The organism is Agrobacterium sp. MS2 (assembly GCF_003261015.1).
Lineage (GTDB): Bacteria > Pseudomonadota > Alphaproteobacteria > Rhizobiales > Rhizobiaceae > Agrobacterium > Agrobacterium pusense.
Genome location: NZ_QLNF01000095.1, coordinates 14,469 through 15,665, shown reverse-complemented (window position 1 = coordinate 15,665; position 1,197 = coordinate 14,469). Strand labels below are relative to the sequence as shown.

General features: G+C 57.6%; 2 protein-coding genes. Both read left to right on the top strand.

The window, feature by feature from the left end; all coding sequences use genetic code 11:
• The coding region (locus tag DOU54_RS26355; RefSeq protein WP_502695991.1) for a DinB/UmuC family translesion DNA polymerase at positions 1-739 on the top strand (739 nt) is incomplete at its 5' end.
• Complete coding sequence (locus tag DOU54_RS26350; RefSeq protein WP_112700661.1) at positions 739-990, top strand: hypothetical protein; 252 nt, start codon at positions 739-741, stop codon at positions 988-990. The genes DOU54_RS26355 and DOU54_RS26350, both read left to right, overlap by 1 nt.
• The last annotated feature ends 207 nt before the right edge of the window (positions 991-1,197 follow it).

Here is a 1,197-nt window from a genome sequence, read left to right as displayed (position 1 = left end):
GCGGCCGGTTGACTTGCCGGCGCCATTGTTTGCGGTTCCGATGGAAGATATTCCAGGTGTCGGCGGGAACATGGCGAAGCGGCTCTATCGATCGTCCATCTACACAACCGAACAGCTTTATAAACTCCAGCCCAAGCACATGCGCCGGCTTTGGAACAACGTCACTGGCGAACGGCTCTGGTACGCTCTCCATGGTTACGACATACAGGCCCAGGCATCGAGCCGGGGCATGTTCGGCCATGGGCGCGTGCTTCCTCCGGAATCGCGCACCATAGCCGGCGCGCGCGAGATCTCACGGTTGCTTCTGATAAAAGCGGCGCGGCGTCTGCGACGCGAAAATTTTTATGCAGCCGGCCTCTGGCTCTGGCTCTCGATTCGTGATGGATCGTGGATGGGAAAGCGCCATCTGCCGGTCGTCAACGACGACCAGGCCATCCTCGCCGCCCTTTCCGAACTTTGGGAAATGGTCGCGCTGGACTATCCGCGTGGACTCACGATCTTCCGGATAGGCGTCACCCTCTATGATCTGACGCCAGCGCATGAGCGCCAGCTTGACCTACTTCACAATGATGACCGCCAACGCCGGCGTTGGGAAAACGCCAGCAAGGCAATCGACAATCTCAATGCGCGCTATGCTGCCACTGTTGTCAGCCTCGGCCAATGGCGGCCGCCGGCTGGCGGCCACGTCGGGGGCAAGATCTCATACACACGCATTCCATCCGCGGAGGATTTTTGGTGATGGGCTGGAAACAAAGCGTCAAGGTCGGCGACCTGGCCGACAATCAGAAGCTTGAAGCGCGGTGCAAGAAATGCGGACACGTGCATTACCTCACCCGTGCCATCGTATGTGTCTCGCCGGAACGCGAATTCCTGTACATCGACGAGCTCGAGCGCGAAACGATCTGCAGGGCGCGCGGCTGTCGTGGCACAGTACGGATTTCGATGGTGCGGCTTGATGAGTTAAGCGGGTTTGTCGGCGGCCTTGCGTAACGCCCTTACGAGAAGATCAGCCACGCCAAATAGCAGATTGCTGCCAGAATCATTAATCCAACTGGTATTTCATACCACCGCTCGCCGGGCCTCTTGCCACCACACTTAGGACAGTATGGAGCGTTGCTGGCGACAGGTGAGTACGAACAATGACGGCAAGAAGTAGTAGCCATATTTCTTCCAATAAATTCAATGGCTTAGTCGCAT

What these genes read in the sequence shown, in the direction of transcription:
- DOU54_RS26350 (WP_112700661.1), top strand. Translation starts at nt 739, where the DNA reads ATGGGCTGGAAACAAAGCGTCAAGGTCGGCGACCTGGCCGACAATCAG.